Source organism: Sporosarcina sp. P17b, assembly GCF_002743115.1.
GTDB lineage: Bacteria > Bacillota > Bacilli > Bacillales_A > Planococcaceae > Sporosarcina > Sporosarcina ureae_C.
Genome location: NZ_PDYP01000005.1, coordinates 53,620 through 75,464 on the forward strand (window position 1 = coordinate 53,620; position 21,845 = coordinate 75,464).

The 21,845-nt window shown below is 43.3% G+C and carries 20 protein-coding genes; 19 read left to right on the forward strand and 1 reads right to left on the reverse strand.

The window, feature by feature from the left end:
• The first annotated feature begins 16 nt into the window (after nt 1–16).
• The 14 genes from CSV76_RS07555 to CSV76_RS07620 all read left to right on the forward strand — a co-directional run bounded on the left by CSV76_RS07555 (nt 17) and on the right by CSV76_RS07620 (nt 14,992).
• Nucleotides 17–403: an Asp23/Gls24 family envelope stress response protein gene (locus CSV76_RS07555; protein ID WP_099625168.1), complete on the forward strand. Its 387-nt coding sequence runs from the start codon at nt 17–19 to the stop codon at nt 401–403.
• A gap of 478 nt (nt 404–881) precedes the next feature.
• Nucleotides 882–1,256: a transcription antitermination factor NusB gene (gene nusB / locus CSV76_RS07560; protein WP_085426107.1), complete on the forward strand. Its 375-nt coding sequence runs from the start codon at nt 882–884 to the stop codon at nt 1,254–1,256.
• Between the two features lie 77 nt (nt 1,257–1,333).
• Entirely contained in the window at nt 1,334–2,203 is an 870-nt protein-coding gene (folD, locus tag CSV76_RS07565; RefSeq protein ID WP_099625169.1) for a bifunctional methylenetetrahydrofolate dehydrogenase/methenyltetrahydrofolate cyclohydrolase FolD, read from the forward strand.
• A gap of 63 nt (nt 2,204–2,266) precedes the next feature.
• The gene (gene xseA, locus CSV76_RS07570; protein ID WP_099625170.1) at nt 2,267–3,616 is read left to right on the forward strand and encodes an exodeoxyribonuclease VII large subunit; all 1,350 of its coding nucleotides are present in this window, start codon (nt 2,267–2,269) and stop codon (nt 3,614–3,616) included.
• 2 nt (nt 3,617–3,618) lie between these two features.
• Complete coding sequence (locus CSV76_RS07575; RefSeq protein ID WP_099625171.1) at nt 3,619–3,861, forward strand: exodeoxyribonuclease VII small subunit; 243 nt, start codon at nt 3,619–3,621, stop codon at nt 3,859–3,861.
• Entirely contained in the window at nt 3,854–4,738 is an 885-nt protein-coding gene (locus CSV76_RS07580; RefSeq protein ID WP_099625172.1) for a polyprenyl synthetase family protein, read from the forward strand. The genes CSV76_RS07575 and CSV76_RS07580 overlap by 8 nt, the downstream gene beginning before the upstream one ends.
• 137 nt (nt 4,739–4,875) lie before the next feature.
• A complete protein-coding gene (gene dxs / locus CSV76_RS07585) occupies nt 4,876–6,774 on the forward strand; it encodes a 1-deoxy-D-xylulose-5-phosphate synthase (RefSeq protein ID WP_099625313.1) in 1,899 nt (632 codons plus the stop codon).
• Complete coding sequence (locus tag CSV76_RS07590) at nt 6,771–7,595, forward strand: TlyA family RNA methyltransferase (RefSeq protein ID WP_099625173.1); 825 nt, start codon at nt 6,771–6,773, stop codon at nt 7,593–7,595. The genes dxs and CSV76_RS07590 overlap by 4 nt, the downstream gene beginning before the upstream one ends.
• A gap of 77 nt (nt 7,596–7,672) precedes the next feature.
• Nucleotides 7,673–8,122, forward strand: coding sequence for a transcriptional regulator AhrC/ArgR (ahrC, locus tag CSV76_RS07595; protein WP_085428934.1), 450 nt, complete (start codon nt 7,673–7,675; stop codon nt 8,120–8,122).
• 17 nt (nt 8,123–8,139) lie between these two features.
• Nucleotides 8,140–9,840, forward strand: coding sequence for a DNA repair protein RecN (gene recN, locus CSV76_RS07600; RefSeq protein WP_085426113.1), 1,701 nt, complete (start codon nt 8,140–8,142; stop codon nt 9,838–9,840).
• A gap of 109 nt (nt 9,841–9,949) precedes the next feature.
• Nucleotides 9,950–10,903, forward strand: a complete 954-nt coding sequence (locus CSV76_RS07605; RefSeq protein ID WP_085426114.1) for a SpoIVB peptidase S55 domain-containing protein — start codon at nt 9,950–9,952, stop codon at nt 10,901–10,903.
• Between the two features lie 229 nt (nt 10,904–11,132).
• Nucleotides 11,133–11,927, forward strand: coding sequence for a sporulation transcription factor Spo0A (gene spo0A / locus CSV76_RS07610; RefSeq protein ID WP_085426115.1), 795 nt, complete (start codon nt 11,133–11,135; stop codon nt 11,925–11,927).
• A gap of 799 nt (nt 11,928–12,726) precedes the next feature.
• The gene (locus CSV76_RS07615) at nt 12,727–14,280 is read left to right on the forward strand and encodes a flagellar assembly protein A (RefSeq protein ID WP_158232759.1); all 1,554 of its coding nucleotides are present in this window, start codon (nt 12,727–12,729) and stop codon (nt 14,278–14,280) included.
• Nucleotides 14,273–14,992, forward strand: coding sequence for a glycerophosphodiester phosphodiesterase (locus CSV76_RS07620; RefSeq protein ID WP_099625174.1), 720 nt, complete (start codon nt 14,273–14,275; stop codon nt 14,990–14,992). Before CSV76_RS07615 ends, CSV76_RS07620 begins: the two co-directional genes overlap by 8 nt.
• Before the next feature lie 19 nt (nt 14,993–15,011).
• Here CSV76_RS07620 and CSV76_RS07625 read toward each other — a convergent pair whose 3' ends face one another.
• The gene (locus CSV76_RS07625; protein WP_085426118.1) at nt 15,012–15,254 is read right to left on the reverse strand and encodes a DUF2627 domain-containing protein; all 243 of its coding nucleotides are present in this window, start codon (nt 15,252–15,254) and stop codon (nt 15,012–15,014) included.
• Between the two features lie 211 nt (nt 15,255–15,465).
• Between CSV76_RS07625 and CSV76_RS07630 the strand changes: the two genes are divergently transcribed.
• The 5 genes from CSV76_RS07630 to CSV76_RS07650 all read left to right on the forward strand — a co-directional run bounded on the left by CSV76_RS07630 (nt 15,466) and on the right by CSV76_RS07650 (nt 21,432).
• On the forward strand, nt 15,466–16,560 hold the full coding sequence (locus CSV76_RS07630) for a Leu/Phe/Val dehydrogenase (RefSeq protein ID WP_099625175.1): 1,095 nt from the start codon (nt 15,466–15,468) through the stop codon (nt 16,558–16,560).
• 102 nt (nt 16,561–16,662) lie between these two features.
• Complete coding sequence (gene lpdA / locus CSV76_RS07635; RefSeq protein ID WP_099625176.1) at nt 16,663–18,090, forward strand: dihydrolipoyl dehydrogenase; 1,428 nt, start codon at nt 16,663–16,665, stop codon at nt 18,088–18,090.
• Nucleotides 18,091–18,103: 13 nt separating this feature from the next.
• A complete protein-coding gene (locus tag CSV76_RS07640; protein WP_085426121.1) occupies nt 18,104–19,108 on the forward strand; it encodes a thiamine pyrophosphate-dependent dehydrogenase E1 component subunit alpha in 1,005 nt (334 codons plus the stop codon).
• Nucleotides 19,108–20,091: an alpha-ketoacid dehydrogenase subunit beta gene (locus tag CSV76_RS07645; protein ID WP_085426122.1), complete on the forward strand. Its 984-nt coding sequence runs from the start codon at nt 19,108–19,110 to the stop codon at nt 20,089–20,091. Before CSV76_RS07640 ends, CSV76_RS07645 begins: the two co-directional genes overlap by 1 nt.
• Nucleotides 20,092–20,109: 18 nt before the next feature.
• Nucleotides 20,110–21,432: a dihydrolipoamide acetyltransferase family protein gene (locus tag CSV76_RS07650; protein WP_099625177.1), complete on the forward strand. Its 1,323-nt coding sequence runs from the start codon at nt 20,110–20,112 to the stop codon at nt 21,430–21,432.
• Nucleotides 21,433–21,845: the final 413 nt, after the last annotated feature.

Here is a 21,845-nt window from a genome sequence, read left to right on the forward strand (position 1 = left end):
TTGGAGGAGAAGTGTAATGGCTGATAAAACAAATGCATCGTTTGTCGGAATGACACCGTCTGGAGATGCTGCACTCGGACGAGTCCAACTCGCACCTGAAGTACTCGAAGTCATCATTGGCATCGCGACGTCGGAAGTGCGTGGCGTAATTGCCACCCAAGGAAATTTTGCGACAGGCGTTGCGGAAAAGTTGGGTAAGGTAATGTACGGTAAAGGTGTAAAGACCGAATGGGCAGACGAAGGACTAAAAATCGATGTGTATTGCATTATCGAGTATGGCCATTCCATCCCTACGATTGCTACGGAAATTCAAAGTGAAATCCGCCAAGCGATTTATCATATGACTTCGCTTCAGACGCATGAGGTAAATGTCCATATAACAGGCATTCATTTCGAAGACTGAACGGTTTTTTTGAATGAAATTATAACTGAAGACAAACCTCCTACTGATCGTGGGGGTTGTCTTCGGTTTTTTTGTGATGGTTGTAGTTTTTTAGTTTTATAGGCAGGAGATGTGGCGGGCTATGAGCGGTTGAATGTTGTCTATGATCACTCCAGCGAATCTTATGAGCGCTTGCCGACCGTAATAGAGCACTCAGCACTTGCTATAGAGCGGTCAAGAGTGTTCTATGAGCACTTAATCGAATCTAAGAGCGAATCCGTTTATTGGTCTTCATCGCAAGCCCATGGGAAAGCGTACACCTAGAACGTCGATCCATGTTGCCTTCAACCGTAACCACTATGCTACGTCAATGAATTTATGAACAACTTGACCAAAAATGCAAACTGGTGACATAAAATCGCTTGATTCTACTAGTTCTTTTCCTGCCTTTTGTGCTATCATTAGGTTTTGAAGATGAGCGGTAGAGGAGATAACGATTATGAAACGACGAGAAGCACGTGAAAAAGCAATTCAAACGCTGTTTCAGCTAGACAATAGTGAGATGAACGTGGACGAAGCGATAGGTTATATCGTGGAAACACCACTGGATTCATTCTACGAACAACTAGTTCGAGGTACAGCGGAACATTTGACAGAAATCGACAGTGAAATCACAAATAAATTGGAAAACTGGACCATCGACAGATTGCCGAAGATCGAACGTACAGTGTTACGATTGGCTGTCTATGAACTGCTTCATAATGAAGAAGTTCCGAATCGGGTCATCATGAACGAAGCGATTGAGCTATGTAAGACGTTCGGTGACGAAAAGTCGGGCCGTTTTGTTAATGGGGTACTTTCTAAATTTAAGTAACCGAAATCGTCACTACTAGTAGCAAGCTTGAGCTCGATCAACTTTCAATACAAATAAAAAAGTTTGGTGGGAAAATCATGTCTAGTAAAAAGATTGATGGAAAAGCAATAGGACAAGAAATCCGAAATGAACTAAAAGAAGAAGTCGCTTCTTTAGTAGCACAAGGGGTTCAACCTGGTCTAGCTGTTATTTTAGTTGGAGAAAATCCAGCATCTGAAACTTACGTGAGAAACAAAGAAAAATCCAGCAAGGAAGCCGGTATGAAATCCGTGCTCACTAAATTGCCCGACACCGTGTCAGAACAAGAACTGTTGGCTGAAGTGGAAAAACTCAACCAAGACGATACGATTGATGGTATTTTGGTGCAATTGCCGTTGCCTAAGCATATTGACGAAAACAAAGTCATCCGCGCGATCAGTCCTGAAAAAGACGTCGACGGATTCCATCCGATGAATGTCGGTAAAATGTTGATTGGTCAAGAAACGTTTTTGCCATGTACTCCATACGGCATCATGCAGTTGCTTGAACGATCAAACGTAGATATTGCGGGCAAACACGCGGTGATTATTGGTAGAAGTAATATTGTAGGGAAGCCGATGGGACAACTGCTGTTACAAAAAGATGCAACGGTTACGTATTGCCACTCCCGTACAGATGATTTGAAGAAATTTACGTTACAAGCGGATATTTTAATTGTCGCTATTGGAATGGCTAAATTCATTACAGGTGATTACATCAAAGAAGACGCAGTGGTTATTGACGTCGGTATGAACCGTGATGAAAACGGTAAGCTATGTGGGGACGTTGATTATGAATCAGCGGAGAAGCAAGCGAGCGCTATTACACCGGTACCAGGTGGAGTAGGTCCGATGACGATTACGATGCTATTGAAAAATACTGTCGAAAGTGCGGAGAATAAATTAAAGGCACGTACGCAAAATAAGTAATTCTAAACGAGAGACGCTCTTCATGAGCGCCTCTCTATACATAAAAGGGCAGGTGACGGAAACATGTCCAATCAAACTTTTTTAACCGTTCAAGCGCTAACAAAATATGTCAAACGTAAATTTGACGCAGATCCTCATTTGCGAAATGTTTATGTAAAAGGTGAATTGTCGAACGTTAAATTGCATCCGTCCGGCCATATTTACTTTACGTTGAAAGACGATAAGACGAGAATCCAGGCGGCCATGTTCCGTTCTCGTTCCAATACACTTCAATTTAAGCCTGAAAATGGTATGAATGTACTGATCACAGGTGATGTGACGGTATTTGAAACGGCAGGATCGTACCAGCTCTATGTACAAACGATGGAGCCAGACGGTATCGGGGCGCTGTACCTAGCTTTTGAACAGTTGAAAAAGAAGCTTCAGCAAGAAGGATTGTTTGAAGAACGATTCAAGCAACCCATTCCGCAAGTACCTCAACGAATCGGTATTATTACTGCTGAATCGGGTGCTGCATTACGTGATATGTACTCGACGATCAATCGACGCTTTCCGATGGCAGAGATGCACTTATTCCCAGCTCTTGTGCAAGGTCGTACCGCAGTCCCTTCGATTGTCAAAGCAATTGAACAAGCGAATCGCATGGCGAACGTGGATGTGTTGATTGTGGGGCGGGGCGGTGGCTCTATAGAAGACTTATGGGCATTTAACGAAGAAGATGTGGCGCGTGCTATTTTCTCCAGTCGCATTCCGATCATCAGTGCAGTAGGACACGAAACGGATACGACAATTGCAGATTTTGTTGCGGATTTACGTGCACCTACGCCGACTGCAGCAGCTGAGATGGCCGTTCCGGACCAACTCCAATTATTCCAACATCTGAAAAATCAACAGCGGTCCATCTATATGGCTGCACAAACATTGATTAAGCAGTTGAATAAGCGGTTAGAAACAGCTCAAGCTGCCTATCCACTTCAATATCCGGATCGGCTATATCGACCGTTTATCGAGAAAATTGATGGCCTTGAAGATCGATTGCATCGTAGCAGTGTCGCCATCGTCCAAGGGAAACGGATGAATTTTGATCGCTTATATGCGGGTTTTCAGTACAACACACCCATTCGACGCATCCAGCTTGAACAGCAACAGACAAAACAATTGGACATGCGTTTGAACCGTGCAGCACAGCAAACAATTACACATCGTCAGCAGCATTTTGTGTCATTGATGCGCATGATGCAAGCCCTGAATCCATTACAAGTGATGGAAAGAGGCTTTTCGATCGGTTATAAAGATGATGAAGTGATTAAATCCGTTCAAGATGTAGTGAGCGGTGATCACGTAACGCTTCAATTGGCGGACGGATCCATTTCTACTATTGTAAAAGAAATCATTCCAAAGGAGGTCGAGTAAGGATGGCAGAAGATAAAGAAATGCAATTCGAGCAGGCAATGCACCAGTTAGAAGAAATTGTACAGAAGTTGGAGGCTGGAGAAGCGCCTTTGGATGATACGATCACATTGTATAAACAAGGGATGGAGCTCTCCGCCTATTGCCAGAAAAAATTACAAAATGCAGAAAAACAATTGATTCGCATGATTGATCAAGAGGGTAATGAATCTTCATTTGATCCGACAGCAGGTGAGCCGAATGAATGAGAAACTACAAGCTTTTGTCGATAAAATGATTCCGGAAATTGAACGGGAATTAACGAATCAATTAGCGAAGCCTGATATTCCGGCTGCTTTGCACGAGTCCATGACGTATTCCATCGCTGCGGGCGGGAAGCGTATTCGTCCTTTACTCGTTATGGCTGTGTTACATGATCTGAATAAAGATTCGGCAGATGCATTGAAAGTGGCAGCTTCTGTCGAATTGATACATACATATTCATTGATCCATGATGATCTACCTTGCATGGATGACGATGATTTCAGAAGAGGAAAACCTACGAACCATAAAGTGTATGGAGAAGATGTGGCGACACTTTCTGGAGACGCTATGCAAGCAATGGCATTTCAGGCGCTCGCGGACCTTCGTGAAACACCACCTTCTGCTGCGATTGAACTCGTTGGGTTACTCGCGAAAGCTTCAGGTGCACAAGGGATGGTCAAAGGACAGGTCCTTGACATGAAAGGTGAACATCAATTATTACCTTTAGCTGAATTAGAGGAAGTTCATATTCATAAAACAGGCGCATTACTCTCATACTGTATTGAAGCAGGCGCTGTACTAGCACAAGCTTCAGCAGAACAACGCGAGCAACTAAACCGTTTTTCTCGCAACATTGGATTAGCTTTCCAAATACAAGACGATATTTTGGATGTTACCGCTACGACCGAGCAATTAGGTAAGCCGGCAAATAGTGATACATCAAGCGAAAAGTCGACGTATCCTTCATTACTTGGACTAGACGGAGCGCGTGAACAATTAAAAGCGCGTCATGAAGAAGCCCTAGATGCGTTACAGTCTATTGGATTAGAAGAGTCAGTTTTGCGTTTGTTAGCGGATTACATCATTGAGCGAAATATGTAATTTGAAACCGTTATATTTGTGTCGTACGTTGTTACTGTTATAATGTAGAAACAAACTACAGCTACTTGATTTGATGAACAATAAATAGCGCGTACGAATGGAAAGACCTACTTACTAGATGAAGGTGTGTGATCATGATGGATCTAACAACGATTACCAATCCATCTTTTATAAAAGAGCTCGATAAAGAACAATTGGAAGCATTGGCGGCAGATATTCGTCATTTTTTGATTGAGAATTTATCGGTGACTGGCGGGCATATCGGGCCGAATCTGGGTGTTGTCGAATTAACGATTGCATTGCATAAAATATTCGACAGTCCAACCGACAAGTTTTTATGGGATGTAGGACATCAGTCATATGTCCATAAAATTCTGACGGGCCGAGCTGGCGAGTTTGATACTCTTAGAAAATATAAAGGATTGAGCGGATTCCCTAAAATGGCGGAGAGCATACATGATGTATGGGAAACCGGCCATAGTTCAACATCTTTGTCAGCGGCTATGGGAATGGCGGTTGCACGAGATATTAAAAAGGAAAATAGTTTTGTCATCCCGATCATTGGTGATGGAGCTTTGACTGGCGGTATGGCGCTTGAAGCATTGAACCATATCGGTCACGAAAAGACGAATCTCACGGTCATTCTAAATGACAATGAAATGTCTATTGCTCCAAACGTTGGTGCATTGCATTCGATACTTGGAAAATTACGTACGGCTGGAAAGTATAATAACGTTAAAGACGAACTGGAATTCTTGTTGCGTAAAATCCCAGCAGTAGGCGGCAGAGTCGCGACAGCTGCGGAACGTGTGAAAGACAGTTTGAAATATTTGGTAGTTAACGGAGTCTTCTTTGAGGAGCTTGGATTCACGTATTTAGGACCGATTGATGGCCATGACTTTGTGGAATTGGAGCGTTCTCTTCAATATGCGAAGAAAATGGAAGGACCGGTATTACTTCATGTGATTACGAAAAAAGGTAAAGGGTATAGCCCAGCTGAGTTAGATAAAATCGGTACATGGCATGGTACGGGGCCTTATAAGATCGAAACGGGAGATTTTGTGAAATCCCCTGTAAAAGGTCCTGCTTGGAGTGCGTTGATTTCTGAAACAGTGCGTAAATTGGCGAGAAAAGATCGACGCATTGTCGCGATTACGCCTGCAATGCCTGTCGGATCAAAACTTGAATCTTTCGCTGCAGAATTCCCAGATCGATTCTTCGATGTAGGAATTGCCGAGCAACATGCGACGACGATGGCAGCAGGACTTGCCGCGACTGGAATGAAACCGTTCCTAGCGATTTATTCGACATTCTTACAGCGAGCATACGATCAAATGTTGCATGATGTGACACGTCAGAAGCTCAATGTCTTTATAGGTATTGACCGTTCGGGACTTGTTGGTGCGGATGGAGAAACACATCACGGTGTATTTGACATTGCGTTCTTGCGTCATTTGCCAAACTTGGTCATCATGATGCCAAAAGACGAGAATGAAGGTCAACATATGGTGAAGACCGCTATCGATTATGATGAGGGCCCAATCGCTCTTCGTTTCCCACGTGGAAATGGTTATGGTGTACCGATGGATGAAGAGCTTCATACGATTTCAATTGGTACGTGGGAAGTTTTGCAAGAAGGTGAAGACGCGACGATCTTGACATTTGGAACTACAATTCCAATGGCGTTCGCTGCGGCTGAACAACTAAAAGCACAAGGCAAACATGTCGCGGTTGTGAATGCGCGTTTCATTAAGCCTATGGATACGGATTTACTAGATGAGCTATTTTCGAAAGGTAAACCGATCATTACGATTGAAGAAGCTGTACTTGCTGGAGGATTCGGCAGTGGTGTAATGGAATATGCAGAACAAGTCGGTCATACAGGTACGATCTTTGAGAGAATCGGAATTCCGGATGAATTCATTGAACACGGCGGTGTGGATAAATTATTAATTGAAGTCCATATGACACCAGATCATGTGGCGGAAGTAACTGCAGCGGCTATTAAGCAGGCAGCGGAAAGAGAAAGAGTATGAGTGGTGCACCTGTGAAAAAAGAGAGAGTGGATGTATTGCTTGTGGAGCGTGGTTTGACAGAATCACGTGAGCAAGCAAAACGTTCCATCATGGCGGGACTTGTATACACTGATACGTCTAGAATTGAAAAAGCAGGAGAGAAAATCGCGGTTGATGCGCCATTGACTGTAAAGGGTCCTGCGATTAAATATGTAAGTCGTGGTGGCTTGAAATTGGAAAAGGCATTGGTGTCTTTTCCTATTTCCGTGAAGGAAAAGATTGTTCTCGATATCGGTGCTTCGACAGGCGGCTTTACAGATTGCGCACTACAAAACGGAGCGAAACATTGTTACGCGCTAGATGTAGGGTATAATCAGCTCGCTTGGAAGATCCGACAGCATGATCAAGTGACCGTGATGGAGAGACAGAACTTCCGTCATGCGACTGTAGATATGTTTACAGAAGGGTTACCGGAAGCTGCGACAATCGACGTTTCATTCATTTCGTTATCACTAATTTTGCCTGCTCTAAAGAAAATTATTGTACCAGGCGGACAAGTTGCGGCGCTCGTAAAACCACAATTTGAAGCGGGTAAAGATAAAGTCGGTAAAAAAGGGATTGTCCGTGATCCTGCTATCCATCTTGAAGTCTTGGAAAAGATTGCTAAGATGGCGGTGGCGGAAGGATTTTCAGTAAAAGGGGCTACCTATTCGCCTGTTACAGGTGGAGAAGGCAATATAGAGTTCTTGTATTATTTAGTAGCTGAAGACGAAGCGACAACTGATTTCACGACAGATGACTTTAAAAATTTAGTCAAACAGGCTCATAATGATTTAACATAACGCGCAATGAGTTGCGCGTTTTTTATATGATTAGTATACTTTTGTTTATGAACCCAAGACGATCGGAGTGAATGAAATTGAATAAAGGACAACGGCATCTACGTATTAGAGAGATTATTACAAATCATGAAATCGAGACACAGGATCAATTGGTCGAAAGTCTGAAAGATGCTGGAGCAGATGTCACGCAAGCTACAGTTTCGCGTGATATTAAAGAAATGCACTTGATTAAAGTACCTTCTCCGTCAGGGAATTATAAATATAGCCTACCGCCGATCCACCGCTATAATACGGAAGAGAAATTGAAGCGTATGCTAGAAGACGCGTTTGTCGGAATCGATAGTGCAAGTCACTTCATCATGCTGAAAACGCTTCCCGGTAATGCGCAGGCAGTAGGGTCGCTTGTCGACAACTTGGACTGGGATGAAATGCTTGGAACGATTTGCGGCGACGATACATGCTTGATCATTTGCCGTGAAGAATCTCAAACAGAGTATGTAAAAGATAAACTATTATCAATGCTATAAGTGAGGTGAGGATTTCTTTGTTAAGCGAACTTTCGATTAAAAACTTTGCTATTATTGAACAACTTGAAATCGCATTTGACGACGGATTAACGGTGTTGACCGGTGAAACAGGTGCCGGGAAGTCAATTATCATCGATGCTGTCCAACTACTCGCTGGTGGCCGTGGATCACAAGAATTCATTCGTCATGGTGCAAAAAAAGCTGAGCTTCAAGGACTTTTCACTATCGATCAAAATATCAAAGCCGTGTCAGAGAAATTGACGGAATTTGGCATCGATACAGAAGAAGGTATTGTAATTTTACGTCGAGATATTAGTGCTAGCGGGAAATCCGCTTGCCGTGTCAATGGTAAACTCGTAACGATTGCTATATTGCGTGAGATTGGTTCTTTGCTAATCGATATTCACGGACAGCATGAAAATCAAGAATTGATGAATGAAAAGCGCCATATTCATTTGCTGGATTTCTTTATTGGTGAGCCAATTGAGCGAGCTATGTCGACCTATACCGAACTTTATGATAAATATAAAAAACTTCAGCAACTTATTGCTACGAAAACGCAAGACGAACAACAAATCGCACAAAAAATTGATCTGTACAAGTTCCAATTGGAAGAAATCGACGCGGCTAATTTAATCGTCGGCGAAGAAGAAGCACTGGAGTCTGAACGTGTGAAGCTCCAGCACTTTAACCGTCTATTTGATCGCTTGAACACATCATATGAAGCATTATCGCTGGAATCGCACGGTCTTGACTGGGTTGGTAATTCGATGAGTGATCTTGAAGAAGCTGCGTCAATTGATGAAGAGCTAAAAACTATATCTGAAACGGTCAATTCGTCATTTTATGCGCTACAAGATGTCTCGCATGATTTAAAACGAATGATTGATGGCATGGAATTCCAGCCGGATCGATTGGAATTTGTCGATGATCGATTGGCATTATTTTTGACATTGAAGCGTAAATACGGCAAATCGTTAGAAGATATTTTGATTTATCGCGATAAGATTGCTGATGCACTCGATCAACTTGTCAATCGTGACGAAAGATTGCATCAAAATCAGGAATTGTTGGCACAATACGTAGAAGATCTCGAAATTGAAGCGAATGAATTATCTATTATTCGTAAAAAAGCGGCGCTGTCTCTCGAAAAAGGGATTGAAGAGCAACTAAAACAATTATATATGGAAAAAGCGACATTCAAAGTACAAATTAGTCAAAAACAGCCGCATCAATTTGACGCCAATGGATTTGACGAAGTGGTGTTTATGATTTCCACGAACTTGGGTGAACCACTCAAACCGTTAGTACGAGTGGCGTCGGGTGGCGAATTATCTCGAATGATGTTAGCGTTAAAAACTATTTTTTCTCAACATCAAGGTGTGACATCGATTATTTTCGATGAAGTGGATACGGGTGTGAGCGGACGTGTAGCACAATCCATTGCTGAAAAAATTTCCATGATCTCTAGCCATTCACAAGTGTTATGTATTTCGCATTTACCACAAGTAGCTGCAATGGCCGATCATCACTATTTGATTAAAAAAGATGTGCATGATGGTCGGACAACTACGGCAATTCATGATGTTATGCAAAGAGAACGTACGGAAGAATTATCGCGTATGCTTTCAGGTGCAGAAATTACGACTTTAACGCTTCAGCATGCAGAAGAATTATTAGTATTAGCTGAACAGCGCAAACAGGAATTTCGTAAATAAAGTGTAATGTACAAGGTTTTCCATGGGAATGGGTACTGTTTATTTTACCCTTTCATACTTTCCCGACGAAAGGACATACCAAAGGTATATTTCGTTGAGGAGGTGAAACATGGGATGGAATAAATCTTTCAAAACACTTTTAGCTCTTGTCTTGATGCTCTGCCTTGTGCCTGGAATTTCATTAGCCGAAGAAGAAACGCTCATTCCAATGGGAGACTCCATTGGTATTCAAATGGATTTGAGCGGGATTTATGTAACGAGTGACGTTAAGATTGATCAGCAGGAATGGCTGAAAAAAGGCGATATTATTCGCCAATTGAACGGTAACGATATGAAGCAACTTGTTAATTTTGAACGTGCTGTGCAAAAGGACAGCGCTACGATGATGCTCGACATTTTGCGAAATGGTAAACACGAAACCATTCAAGCAGATCGGTCGCTCATTAAGCGCGCCACACCCTTCCTTAAGGACCGAACGGAAGGTACCGGAACATTAACTTACGTCGACCCGAAAAGTGGAACATACGGAGCGCTGGGACACCAGATCATTGATAGTACGTTACAGTCTGCTCCGCCGTTTGAAAAAGGCGCCATTTATTTATCGGAAATTAGTCAGATTAAGAAAAGTTCTCCAGGATTTCCGGGATATAAAATTTCCTCCATTATTGATCAGAATAAGTTCCTCGGAAATATTCAAATCAATAATGTGTATGGAATATTTGGTAATTGGAAAAATGCATACAATAAAGTATTGGCTGAACCCCTTGAAATTATGCAGCCGTTTGAATTGATGATCGGTCCAGCAGAAATATTTACTACGGTGGAAGGTTCTACTGTAGAGAAATTCACCATCCAAATTACGAAGATAGAAGAAGAACAATTCCAAATCCAAGTAACTGACAAAAAATTACTGAGTAAGACGGGTGGGATCTTGCAAGGAATGAGCGGGAGCCCCATTATCCAAAGCGGTAAATTTGTCGGAGCCATTACGCATATGTTTGTGGACGAGCCGGAAAAAGGGGCCGCGCTTTTCCTGAAAACGATGCGAACAAATGAAAAGTAAAAAAAAGCAGCCTGTGCGTAAAAATGCACAGGCTGTTTTTTCGTATATGTGTTCGATACGAAGAAAAGCGAAGAAAGTCGAAATAGGTAGAAAGCATCGTTCATAAGTAACATTTCATCCAAATTTTTAAGATAAAGTAGTAATTACCAAAAATATGACTTACGATAATAAGAGAAAAACAGCGGGAAAACGAAATGTATCGCCGATCTTAAATCAGGGGGAATGGGTAATGGAAAAAGTGAAAGTGGCAATTGCTGACGATAATAAAGAACTTGTGAAAACGATGATGTCTTATTTTGAAAAGCACGACGAAATAGAGGTAATTTGGACAGCGAATAATGGGCAAGTGTGCTTGACAATGTTAGAAGAAGAGCGTCCTGACATTTTATTGTTGGATATTATCATGCCACATCTTGACGGTATTGGGGTGCTGGAGACGTTGAATGAGACGAATAAAATGGGGGATATGCAAATCATGATGTTGACGGCATTTGGACAGGAAAATGTCATGTCACAAGCCGCAACTCTTGGTGCTTCGTATTTCATGTTAAAGCCTTTCGAATTCGACCGACTGATCGGGCAAATCTTCAAGGCAGCCGGGAAGCCGAAGAATACTATGCCTACGTTTGTCGTGCAGGAATCTCCACAGCAAACAGGTGTCGTGACGCAAAAGGTGCTCGATACTGCGATTACGTCGATGATCAAAGAAATCGGCGTGCCCGCCCATATTAAAGGTTACGCGTTTTTACGCGAAGGCATACAGATGGTGTATAGTGATGTGGAATTGCTTGGTTCCGTCACGAAGATTCTGTATCCGGATATCGCGAAGAAGTACAATACGACACCGTCTCGCGTCGAACGGGCGATTCGCCATGCGATTGAAGTGGCGTGGAACCGTGGAAATTATGACTTGATTTCGAAGACGTTCGGTTATACGGTGCATCATTTGAAGAGCAAGCCGACGAATAGCGAGTTCATTGCAATGATTGCGGATAAGATCCGTTTGGAGCATATGGTGAGCTAACGTAGTGAAAAAATAAATAAGGAATGACGTAAACCAACTAATCGGGTGTGTTAGTTGGTTTTCATTTGTTGAGGTTGAGGAGTGTAATGTGTTGGGGTAGGGGATTTGCGCTTCGGAGGGGACGCGTTCCGGAGGGCGGGCGGTGAACCACACCCCTGCGCTGCGCTCCGGCGGGTGTTTCACCTGTCCCGCTGATCCTCTCGGAGTCGCCCCTCCTACGCTACAATCCCTTGCATTGTAAGTAGAAGATACTTTTTGTTGCGCATTAAAATAAGTGTTGTAATCGATTTTGAACTGTAGGACTTGGATCTAAAGAAGTTAAAACAGAACAATAATTCACATACTACCTACAGTGAGTTATATAAGTACTACCACTATCAATGTAGGATGGAAGCGGAAGCTGGCGGCGAAGTGCAAGGATGTGCTCCTAACGCTTCGCTTGTACTCGCAAAAGCCGTCCTTCGTTACGGCTCTTCCCGCAGGATCAGCTCGAAAGGAGAGACAACCAAAAGGGAGCTTGCGACCTGTTTGGCTCACCGAGAGCCTATGGGAAAGCGTCCGCCAGCTGGAGCTTCTATCCCATCGTACTTACTAAGTAACTCACCTCTTTTAAGTATTTGATCTTGACCTAAACTATGCAATAAGCGAATCTAGGAATAAAGTCAGTATTTTTATATAGCACAATGAAAAAGAGCGAATGCTGTGAGGAATGGCTTATTTACATGGGTTAAACGCAAAAAGTGCTATCTCTAGCGCGCTGGTATCTTCTATACTAGTAAATAAAGAGGGAGGGATTTCGTTGTTAGTAGAGAATGATTACTTTGATCTTCTAGAAGTGAACAATACTATCATGATGAACACCAAAAAAGCGGGATATCCACTAAAGTCATTTGACGCGCTGGCTGCCGATATTCCTAGGCTGAAACTGAACTCATTCAAGGAGCTGATGAAAGCTCTTCAAACGGTGGGCGTGCATGAGATCGGCACGTATTCCGCTCCTTGTGAAGTATATATATCACCAAGCAAAATGAAGGTGGAACTGTATATTCATGCAACAAACGAAGAGTTTCTTAAAGATAAGGAACAATTTTTGAAACAAGCTGAAGAATTGCTTGACCAAAAAGAAGTAAACTATGACAAAGAGAGTCTGCTTGGCTTGGCGTATCTACCAAGTAATCCGATGGTTATTGCAGTAGGCAAAGAACCCGTTAAAGGGGAGAGCGCACAAGTCGAGTATATCGCGATGCCGGACCGTAAACCGAATCTTCGTGAGGACGGTTCTGTCGATCACTATGAACTGAACTTCGTGACATCGATTGCGAAAGATGAATGGTTAGGGGAAAAGACGCCTGCTAAAGAAGGATTTGAAGGTCATAACGTTTTTGGTGAACCGATAGCGGCTAAAAAAGGCGAGGACATTAAATTGGTCTATGACCGTAAATCGGTCGGAGAGTTTGAAGAAGACGGAAAGATCGTCTTGCGTGCTTTACATGGCGGTGCCTTGGAAGAACTGAACGGTGCAATCAGTGTCGGTAAGCAACTAATCATTCCGGATGATGTAGGTACCAAAACGGGTTCAATTACATTTGACGGATCTGTGCGTGTAATGGGAACGGTCTCAGCTGGCTTTTCTGTCAATGCGACAGGGGATATTTCCATCGAAGGAAAAGAAGGCGTGACAAACGCCAAGGAAATCTATTCTGAAGAGGGCGATGTCTATATTAAAGGCGGCGTGTTCGGTGGAGGAGAAACGATTATCAAGGCAAAGAAAAACGTATTCGTGAAACATGCGAATAATTGTAAAATCTATGGAGAGCAAGTCAATGTCGGTCTCTATTCACTTGGCTCTGAACTATACGGGAACCATATTTGTGTCGATAAACATAAAGGCCGCATCATCGGTGGTCTTGCGGAGGCACTATTTTCTATCGAATGTGCAACGGTCGGAAATAACTCTGAGCGTTTGACGAAACTGATTGTCAAAGGGGTTAATAAAGAACTGGAGCTCGAAGAAATTCAACAATTGGCAGAAAAGCTAAAAACTGAGCACGAAGAACTGAAGAAAATCCGGCTGACGCTTGATAAAATGTCAAGTATCAAAGCAAGTCTTCCGGAAGGCCAGTTTGACATGCTAGAAAAGACCTTGCAAGCAAAGCAACAACAAATTATGTCGCTCGATCAAACAGTTAAAAATAAGTTGCAGCTCGTGCAAGTAGCTAGCACACCTAAAATAGAAATCACACGCGAGGCACATCCGGGCGTGCAGATAGTAATAGGTGGTAAAGTTAGTATGTTGAATCGTATAACGAAAGGCGTTTTCGAATTAACGAGCGAAGGAGTATTGAATGTCTGACAGTCAAATTTTTGCCCACCGCGGTGCTTCTGGAAATTATTTTGAAAATACGATGCGTGCATTTTGGGGAGCCGTACAAAAAGGTGCGGATGGAATTGAATTGGATGTTCAACAGACGAAGGACGGACAACTGGTCGTTATTCACGATAATGAGTTATTGCGTCTTGCTGGGATTGACCAGCGCATTGATCAATTGACATCGCAGGAACTGCAACACATCAAAATTGGCAAAAGCGGATATCGCCGAATGTTTGGCCATTCCATCCCTGCGTTATTTGATGTGGTTTCTTTCTGTGCGGAGCATAACTTAGCACTAAATGTCGAATTAAAGGAAACGGTGTACGGGCAAGCTGCTGTACTAGAACAAATACTTCATTACGTAGAACCGTTATCAGCCGTACATCTTTCATCCTTCGATTATGAAACAGTGCGTTTAGTAAAAGAGCTGGATCGTATCGTGGAGACTGCTTTATTACTCCGAAAAAAATCGGTCGACTGGCAGAATCTTGCTTCGTATGATGTCGATGCATTTCATTTTCATAAGCGATTATGGAAAGACCCGTATAAAAGTCACTTGATTGAAAGTGGAAAGACGTTGCGGATGTATGGAATAACGGGGACGGAATCGTTTTTATCCGAGACACCTGAAGTAACGGGTTGGATTACAGATTATCCTAAACGTGTCCGCAAAAAAATAAAAGGGCCAAGGTAACTGCTGTACCTTGGTCCTTTTATTTCAAGTCCTTTTTAAATCTGTCAGCTGCTCGTCCACTTCTACGATCGCGGCGCAATAAGAAGCCTGCAAAAAATCCAAGACCCGCGGCAAATAGTATGAATCCGCCTAAAAATTGCATCCAAATGAATGGGAATGGCGAAAATAAATGGCCGAACAAGGAATCACGCATTAGTTTTATTCCCAGAGCCGCTGCAATCCCTGGAATTAACAGCACAATAAACGCAGCAAGACGCACCATATGATTCAACCCCTTACTTATTTAATTTTACCGTGTGGTCATAGATTGTCAAGGACTCTGCCATCATGTACGATATAGGTAGATGGTTTATAAACACCCCGTGAGAATGATGTCCAAAATGTGTCAGAGTTGCATTCTCGCCACAAGAAATTTAGAATCAGTACCATACGCACGAATCTTTAAAGTCTTTTACTAGCCTGGAGGGATATTGATGGAATTATTTACGTACATGGAAGATCACGACTATGAGCAACTGGTACTTTGTTACGACAAGACATCCGGATTGAAAGCAGTAATCGCGATTCACGATACGACGCTTGGACCAGCACTTGGTGGCGCACGCATGTGGACATATGCAAGCGAAGACGCAGCTATTGAAGATGCATTGCGTTTAGCTAAAGGCATGACGTACAAGAACGCTGCGGCTGGTTTGAACCTTGGTGGTGGAAAGACAGTTATTATTGGAGATCCTAAAACAGATAAAAACGATGAGCTTTTCCGTGCATTGGGTCGTTACATAGAAGGTCTAAACGGACGATATATTACAGCAGAAGACGTAGGGACAACTGAATACGATATGGACATGATCTACTTGGAAACAAATTTTGTTACAGGTATCTCTTCAGGAGAAGGTACTTCAGGAAATCCATCCCCCGTTACTGCACTCGGTATCTACAAAGGAATGAAAGCCGCTGCGAAAGAAGCATTTGGCGATGATTCACTTGAAGGCAAGACGATCGCAGTTCAAGGCGTTGGAAACGTAGCTTACACAATGTGTGAGTACTTGCATGCTGAAGGCGCGAAGTTAATCGTTACGGACATCAATGAAGCAGCAATACAGCGTGCAGTAGACGCATTTGGTGCAACAGCTGTTGCGCCGGACGATATTTATTCACAAGAAGCTGATATTTTTGCTCCATGTGCTCTCGGTGCAGTCATCAATGACGAAACGATTCCACAACTGAAAGTAAAAGTAGTTGCAGGTTCTGCCAATAACCAATTGAAAGAGCCAGAGCACGGTGATCGCTTGCATGAAATGGGGATCGTCTATGCTCCAGATTACGTTATCAACTCAGGCGGCGTGATCAACGTAGCGGACGAATTGATCGGCTACAATAAAGCTCGGGCACTAAAGCGTGTAGAAGGAATTTACGACACAATCTTAAAGATTTTTGCTATCTCTAAACGCGACGGTATTCCATCCTATCAGGCTGCTGATCGTTTGGCAGAAGAGAGAATTGCAAGAGTTGGTGCAACAAGAAGCACATTCTTGCGCAGTGAAAAAAGTATTATATCAAATAAGTAAGTTACAGTAAGAGTCATAGCGGTAGGCGGGAGATACCTGCCCACCGCTTCACTCGCCTGTTCATTTTTATGTGAATGCTGTAAGCGAAAGGAGTCCTTTGCGTTGAGTAAAGAATATGATGTAGTAATTTTAGGCGGGGGAACTGGCGGATATGTTGCGGCCATTCGCGCGGCTCAACTAGGTTTGACAACAGCCATTGTAGAAAAATCCAAGCTCGGCGGTACGTGTTTGCACAGCGGGTGTATTCCGAGTAAAGCGATGCTGAAAAGTGCGGAAGTCTATCGCGTGACACGTGAAGAGGCGAATGAATTTGGCGTGAATACTGGTGACGTTTCACTGGACTTCTCACAAGTACAAAAACGTAAAGGTAAAATCGTTGATCAATTGCATGCAGGAATTGAAGGCTTAATGAAAAAAGGAAAGATCGATGTCTATCACGGAACGGGTAGAATACTAGGGGCTTCTATTTTCTCTCCAATGCCTGGAACTATTTCCGTGGAAATGGACGACGGTGAAGAGAATGAGATTTTAATTCTTAAAAACCTCATAATTGCAACTGGATCGAAACCAAGATCATTACCAGGACTCGAAGTGGACGAGAAATCCGTAATGACATCCGACGGAGCTTTATTAATGAATGCGCTTCCATCTTCAATTACGATCATCGGCGGGGGCGTCATCGGTATTGAATGGGCGTCTATGCTAGTGGATTTCGGTGTGGATGTAACGGTGCTCGATCGTCTTGACGAGATACTAGCGACAGAGGATAAAGAAGTTGCGGTTGCTATGCATAAAGCGCTCAAAAAGCGTGGTGTGAAATTCATTTTAGGTGCAGAGATTTTAACAGATTCATTGCAGAAAAATGATAGTGACGTGACGATTTCCTATAAACTTGGTGATGAAGAGCAATCTATCACGAGTGAGAAAATGATGGTGTCTGTTGGACGCGCTCCAGTTATCCAAGATATTGGTTTGCAAAACACAGATATTCAAGTCGATAAGGGCTCGATTCAAACGAATACACATTATCAAACAAAAGATGACCATATATATGCAATCGGTGACGTGATTGGTGGACTTCAACTGGCACATGTGGCAGAACACGAAGGATTGCACGCAATCGAACATATTGCTGGAAAACGACTAGATCCGATGAATTATGATCTGGTACCACGCTGTGTTTATTCGTATCCTGAAACGGCGGCAGTTGGCTTGACGGAGCAACAAGCGAAAGATCAAGGGTTCGATGTAAAAATCGGCAAGTTCCCGTTCAAAGCAAACGGCAAAGCATTGGTTAACGGTCATGCAGATGGTTTCGTCAAAATTATTGTGGACGAGCAGACAGATGATATTATCGGTGTCCATATGATGGGTTCGCATGTAACGGATCTAATTTCTGAAGCGGGCTTGGCGATGGTGATGAATGCAATTCCTTGGGAAATATCCTCGGCTGTCCATCCGCACCCGACATTATCAGAAGCGTTCAGTGAAGCGGCATTAGCAGTTGAAGGGCTAGCCATTCACATGTAAAGGAGGAAGTGGAATGAGTAATCGGCATATTGAATTGGGTTTGACAGATGAAGATGTGTTACAGATGTACGAGACGATGCTGATGGCACGTCGTTTAGATGAGAGAATGTGGTTACTGAATCGCGCGGGGAAAATTCCATTCGTCATTTCTTGTCAAGGACAGGAAGCTGCGCAAGTAGGGGCTTCATTCGCTCTCAATAACGAAAAAGATTGGATCGCACCGTATTACCGCGATATGGGAGTTGTCTTGCATTTCGGCATGACGCCGAAAGAATTGATGTTATCGGCTTTTGCCAAAGCAGAAGATCCGAACTCCGGCGGACGGCAGATGCCAGGTCACTTTGGCCAACGCAAGAATCGTATCTTGACAGGATCTTCACCTGTTACAACACAATTACCACATGCTGTCGGCGTAGCATTAGCCGCGAAAATGAATAAACAAGATTTCATCACGTTCGTGACGCTTGGAGAAGGTTCTTCCAATCAAGGAGATTTCCATGAAGGCATGAACTTTGCGGGTGTGCATAAATTACCGACTGTAATTATGGTGGAAAATAATAAATATGCAATCTCTGTACCTATAGAAAAACAAATAGCGTGTGAAAATGTCTCTGACCGTGCGATTGGTTACGGTATGCCGGGCTATACAGTAGACGGACGCGATCCGTTGACAGTGTATGAAGTGGTGAAAGAGGCTGCGGATCGAGCTAGAAACGGTGACGGGCCAACGTTGGTTGAAGCGGTATGTTATCGATTGACGGCGCACTCTTCTGATGATGATCAACGTCAATACCGTGATGCAGAAGAGTTGGAAGACGAAAAGAAAAACGATCCGTTATTGTCATTCATTCAATATTTGCAAGAAGTAAATGTTTTGACGGAAGAGAAGTTTGAGGAGATTGAAGAACGTGTGAAACAACAGGTCGATGAAGCGACAGAGTATGCGGAACAGGCGGAATATGCGAAGCCTGAACATGCACTGCGCCATGTCTATGAAGAAAAGGGAGGCGAAGCATAATGGCCAATCGTTCATTTATAGATGCGATCAACATGGCAATGAGAGAAGAAATGGAACGCGATGATCAAGTATTCGTTCTTGGTGAAGACGTCGGACGTAAAGGCGGCGTGTTCAAGGCAACAACTGGTCTATACGATCAGTTCGGCGAATACCGTTCGCTAGATACGCCATTAGCTGAGTCTGCAATTGCAGGTGTGGCGATTGGGGCTGCGATGTACGGTATGCGTCCAATCGCAGAAATGCAGTTTGCTGATTTCATCATGCCGGCGGTCAATCAAATCGTCTCAGAAGCCGCGAAGATTCGTTATCGTTCGAATAATGATTTCACGTGTCCAATCGTGATTCGTGCTCCATTCGGTGGAGGTGTTCACGGCGCTCTTTATCACTCGCAGTCTGTCGAATCGATGTTTGCTTCGACACCTGGCTTGAAAATTGTCATCCCATCCACACCTTACGACGCAAAAGGCTTGCTAAAAGCAGCAGTACGCGATGAAGATCCCGTATTGTTCTTTGAACATAAGCGAGCGTATCGCCTGATTAAAGGGGAAGTACCGGACGATGATTATGTATTGGAGATCGGTAAAGCGGATGTGAAGCGTGAAGGTGATGATCTCACGATTATTACGTATGGTCTGTGCGTTCATTTTGCACTACAAGCTGCAGAACGATTGGCTGAAGACGGGATCTCTGTTCACATTCTCGACTTGCGTACGGTGTATCCATTAGATAAAGAAAGTATTATCGAAGCGGCTTCAAAAACTGGTAAAGTGCTATTAGTGACAGAAGACAACCTAGAAGGCAGCATCATGAGTGAAGTTTCCGCTATCATTGCAGAAAATTGTTTATTTGAATTGGATGCGCCAATCAAACGACTAGCAGGACCTGATGTACCTGCGATGCCATATGCCCCTTCTATGGAAAAGTTCTTTATGATGAATCCTGAAAAGGTCGAAAAGGCAGCAAGGGATTTAGCGGAATTTTAACTAAGGAGGCGTAACGAAATGGGCATTGAAAAAATTACTATGCCGAAACTGGGTGAAAGTGTTACAGAAGGAACCATTGAAAAATGGCTCGTCGCTCCCGGTGATAAGGTAGCTAAATATGATTCACTTGCAGAAGTAACGACTGATAAAGTTACAGCGGAAGTACCTTCTTCATTCACAGGCACCATCACGGAAATCATCGCAAAAGAAGGCGACACGATTGAAGTGGGTGAAACGGTTTGTTTAATTGAAATTGAAGGTGCTTCAAACGAGCCAGTGCGTGTCTCGGCACCTGAAGTAGAAGCTCCAGTTGAAAAACCGGCTGAGAAGCCCGTACAGCAAGCGCCAAAAGCGAAGCCTGCACAACCTGCGACTGGCGGTAAATCAGCGGGTAGATATTCTCCAGCTGTATTAAAGTTGTCTCAGGAAAACGGTATTAATTTGTCTCAAGTAAGTGGTACGGGTCGTGAAGGACGCATTACGCGAAAAGATATTCTGGCGTTTATTGAAAACGGCGGGGCAGACTTACAAGTAGCGCCACAAGAGACTCCTGCTCAAGAAGAGCCGCTACAAGAAGTTGCATCGTCCGATAAAAAGGTAACTGAACAACCAGCTTCGTCGAACGTTAAGCTTGAAAACGGAGATATCGCTATTCCGGTAACGAGTGTACGCCGCGCGATTGCGAATAATATGGTTCGTTCCGTAACCGAAGCGCCACATGCATGGATGATGATAGAAGTGGATGTCACAGAACTCGTCTTATTGCGTGATAGTATAAAGAAGGAATTCAAAGAAAAAGAAGGCTTCAATTTGACGTACTTCGCATTTTTCATCAAAGCTATTTCACAAGCTTTGAAAGAATATCCGGAAATGAACTCGATGTGGGCGGGCGATTCGATCGTCATGAAAAAGGATATCAACATCTCGATTGCGGTGGCAACGGACGATGCGTTATTCGTTCCAGTCATCAAAGAAACCGATGAAAAGACGATCAAAGGAATCGGTCGTGAAATTCACGAGCTGGCAGGAAAAGTACGTAATGGTAAGCTGAAATCGACGGAAATGCAAGGTGGCACGTTCACTGTCAACAATACGGGCTCATTCGGTTCTGTCCAGTCGATGGGGATTATCAATTATCCGCAAGCTGCTATTTTGCAGGTGGAGTCGATCGTCAAGCGTCCAGTTATTATGGACAATGGCATGATGGCTGCGCGTGATATGGTGAATCTGTGTCTGTCACTTGATCACCGTGTGCTAGACGGCCTCGTTTGCGGACGTTTCCTAGCGCGTGTGAAAGAGTTGTTGGAAGGCATGGCGAAAGATAAGACTTCAGTATATTAATAAGTAGCGACCTCCAAACTTGGTTTGGGGGTTGTTTTTTTTGTTTAGTAATAAAAGATTAGTTTTGAAAAAAAACAGGGGGGAGTAAGTTTGTGTGTATGAAGGGATAGTGGAGGCACTTATATCACTTACTGTAGCTAGTGTGCGAACTAATGTTAGTCTGGACTTATTTAAGTTCAAGTACAGAAGTTAAAATTTCATTACAACACTTATTTTAATGCATAACGAAAACATCATCCACTTACATTGACAAGGATTGGAGCGCGAGTCCTCTAGGTAAGCGTCCCCTCCGAAGTGCCAATCCCTACCCCAAAACTCTGCCGACTATCCCATGCATAAAATGTCATAAATTTGTATGGTTATGAAAAATTAGACGGAAACTTCTGATTTTCCTCTTCCTTCATAACCGACAC